This window comes from Dehalococcoidales bacterium, assembly GCA_028716225.1.
GTDB lineage: Bacteria > Chloroflexota > Dehalococcoidia > Dehalococcoidales > UBA5760 > UBA5760.
In genome coordinates, this window is the sequence record JAQUQE010000087.1 from 1 (window position 1) to 4,141 (window position 4,141).

Annotated in this window: 1 protein-coding gene; it reads left to right on the forward strand. The window is 49.5% G+C overall.

The features are described 5' to 3' along the window. Nucleotides 1-4,141, forward strand: a 4,141-nt coding sequence (locus tag PHI12_13820; protein ID MDD5511871.1) for a cytochrome c3 family protein, incomplete at both ends; no start/stop codon positions are given.

Sequence of the window (4,141 nt, forward strand, 5' to 3'; positions counted from 1 at the left end):
GGCTATGTTACCAATGCTTCAAGCGGACTTGTGATATCCGGTGTCACTGTTACTACAAATACCAGCCAGAGTACGAGTACGAATGGAGCGGGCTACTACAGCTTCACATTAAGCAACGGCACGTATCTTATAACAGCAAGCAAGTCAGGTTACAGCGATAATTCCATAAGCGTACCCATCAGTGGCGCAGATAACACCACAGCCAATATCACACTTACGCCCACGCCTGCTGCGGTATCGGGGAAGATACTGGTGGCGACCAATAGATACGTAATCCTGGACGACCCGGGAATAGGAACCGCAGGGCCTAATTTTTCGAATCCTGGTATGGATTATACTATTCCTACGGCTAATTGGAATTATTGGTCAGGCAAGAACACTCGAATAAATGCAACTGTACTTTATATAGACAATAACGGTTTTCCAGTTAATGGACAGAATATAACATTCACTTTATACAATCCCGGCGGAGGAGTAAATGCCACAAACTACTCCACCACGAACTCGTTTGGTTTAGCCAATGTCAGCTTCGACCTGAATGGAACGGAATACTATGGAAAATGGCAGGTCAAAGCTGGAAACGGAACTCTCAATGACAGCACAACCTTCATTTACAACTGGTGGGGCTGTGCAACCAGTTATTCGACTTGCGGTAATGATGCTACGCATTTCGGTGCAAATCCAACCACCCAAGGTACTACGACTGCCAATTCACCATATCTAAATGGTGGAGACCCGACCACTTCAGCACGAACTGACCATCAAAATTATAACTGCACTATATGCCATCAATCATTCGATGGTTTACCAGGCGGCAATACTTTAGCTGCGAACCATACAGATAATACATCAGATGTTCACAGGAATGTTTCAGGTGGTTGTCGAAATGCGAACTGCCATGGCGATTATACAACCCATAATACAAACCAGGTCATAGGCTCATGCTACAATGCCTCAGGCGGCTGTCACGGAAACGGGTCAGCTTGGGACAGGAAAGACCTCTCAAACAAGTCCACTCTGAGCAGCCCCACCGTTGCGAGTGCGTTGAGCCTTTATTCTATTAATAGCACTTCCTTCAACGCAACCTTCCACACCCCCAATTCCACTATACCATGCATCATCTGTCATGGACCGATGCATAATATCACTAAACCTGATGAATCCCTGCGGTTTATAAGAAATAATAATACCGAAGACTCCCAATGCAAAACCTGCCACTCAAGCTATACCGAGCATAATTCGAGCAATACCACATCGGGCGGCGTGAACTGCACCCTCTGCCACAGCGATGACGTGCATGATATACAGGTGTTCGCACAGAACGCCACATATATAGACTTAAATCATGATAATCCAAATCCAGCAAGGGGCAACTGCACCAACTGCCACCAGAACGCTACGTTCTCCGCTGCCCTTGAAGCACAGCCCAAGGCAGGCAACTACACTGGCAGAAACCCGCCGCAGGTCGCTGTTCCACTGGAACACAGCAACGACCCGAGCGCAGGAGCCAAGTGGAAGCAGACGTACTGGACGAACAGCCAGCAGCTTACATGGTGCATCTACTGCCACGGCGATACAAAACACAGTTCAATCGCTCTCGGCAGACCTGCTAACTGGGATGGAAACAATATTGTGAACTCGACCATAGGCAACACCACATGGTGCGCTTCGTGCCATTACCAAGGCTATGCAAACGGCTCGAATACCTACAGCGACATGGCGAATGCATTCACAGGAGCGGGCTTATTGGTGCCGCCTGAAATCAGCGGGAATGCGGCATACGGAGCTAACCAGAGCATCTATGAATACAACAATCACTCGCTGTACACAAGCTATTACTCCAACATGAACGACTCCGCATGCGACCGCTGCCACGGCTATAACTATCCTTTCACCACCATAACCCAGCTCGTGCATAACCAGAGCAGGGTGGGAGGAGCCAACTGCGCAGACTGCCACGATATTGGAGGCATAGCATTGCTGGCTCACGTGAATGTAACAACAGCAAACGATACCAGTGCCATACACAAGAACCTCAACATAAATGCTGCCCATGTCTTGAATACCACAGTGTATTACGATAACAACAAGCGCTGCTGGGCATGCCACGGCAATGGAACCGAGCCATCCACGCCCAACGCCCATCCCACGAGCTACAAGATGCCGGATAACTGCACGGACTGCCATATCCAGTCTGCCACACAGAACTTCAATTTCACTCCAAACAATACGCTGCTCAACGTTTCAGAGCATTACTGGAACGCATCGGACATACGTGCGTCAGTCTCTGCCTGCTATGCCTGTCACAACAAGAGCGAGATGCTTCTATCTGCAAACGACCCCGACAACGGGAGCGGTGCCGTGTATGGAGGCTTGAACGGCGGCAATAACAGTACAAGTCACTATGGAAAGAAGCGATCGGATTTAAGAATAGGGATAAGCGCAAATTGTTCCTACTGCCACCAGAATACGAGCACTGCATTTGCAGTAGCCATGCTGGATTCCGCTTATAACAGCAGTCTTGGCAACCACAGCACCTACAGTTCAAACCCAGACTGTACTTCATCACAATGCCACAATCCAGGCTGGATCCACAACAGCACACTCACCAAACCCGGCTTTACACTACCAAATAACAGTTTCTGCCTGAGCTGCCACGGCGACAACGGCACAGGCGGCACCAATTACAGCGGTGCTGTAACAGGCATAAAATCAAGACACAACAATAGCCTCAACTGCACGGACTGCCACATTAATTCAACAAGAAGCATCCACCCGGTGCGATACCTCCAGGCAGGCGGCACGACCTGGGATACATCAAGAACCAACGCAGTCAACTGCACAAGCTGTCACCAGACGGGCTTGAACAATTTTAGCAGTGCCCCGAGAATACCCGTACCCCTGAACCACAGCATAAATCCTTATGCAGGTACTCTGTGGAACGGTTCTCAGCCATCATACTGGACGAATACCAGCCAGCAGTCAAGCTGCGATTATTGCCATGGCAGGATTGCCCTCCACAATAATTCAGGTCTCGGCAATATCACCAGGGTACAGGGTAGCAATATTAAGAAACAGAGTCTGGATACCAGCAGATGGTGCGCCAACTGCCATTACAATAATACACCTGGGTATGCAGGTAACCAGTTCACCCCGCAGCCTCCTGAAGTGCTGAACCAGAGTGGGCTCGTTCCGGCAAAATCAAGAGATGGAACAACGTTTACAAACCATTCAAGTTATTTTAGTTCGGGGTATAACGACAGCGTATGCAAGAACTGTCACAATAACAATCTTGCCGCCTCCGCAACCTCCCTGAATTTCAGCCACAATGTCGCGATAGGCTCAGGCGGCTCACCCAACTGCATCCAGTGCCACAATATCGTAACAGGTCTTTCAGGTGGTGCGCCTGTGGGCGTCAACTTCACGGCAATAAATCTCAGCGTCCATTACGGCATCAACAGCCAGAACGCCACAAACTGGAGCTACGCGCCAGTTATAGGAGCATGCTGGGCGTGCCACGATACAGCGGGCAACGTCTCTACTGGTCATCCCGACATCTACAAGACGCCCAAGATATGCACAGACTGCCACCTTGCGAACAGCACATACTACAACCAGTCAGTGAAATGGGGTCTTAACGTAACAGTAAGCGAACATTACTATAGCGGTGACCAGATAGTGGCAGGGAACTCAAGCTCGAATATTTCATCGTGCATTAACTGCCACGAGAACGTAAGCGAGATGATAATCTACAACAACGATACTAATTACGGCAGTTTCACAGGCGATGGGGTAAGGCTCACCGGCGGTAACATGAGCTTCTACCATTACGGCAAGGACAGAAGCGATATAAGAACAGGAGCAACAGCGAACTGCACATACTGCCACAGGAATACAAGCACTGCATTCAATATCTCCATGTCGGACCCGGTTTACAGCAGCAACGTCTCCAATCACAGCGTGAGTTACAGTTCCACAAATCCCGCCTGTACACAATGTCACAATACGGGCTGGATCCACAACAGCACACTCACCAAACCCAACCTAACCCTTCCCAACAGCAGCTACTGTCTCACCTGTCACGGCACTCCTGGCAACAGCAGCACCACAATAAAGAACCTGAGCCAGCACAACGGTACGG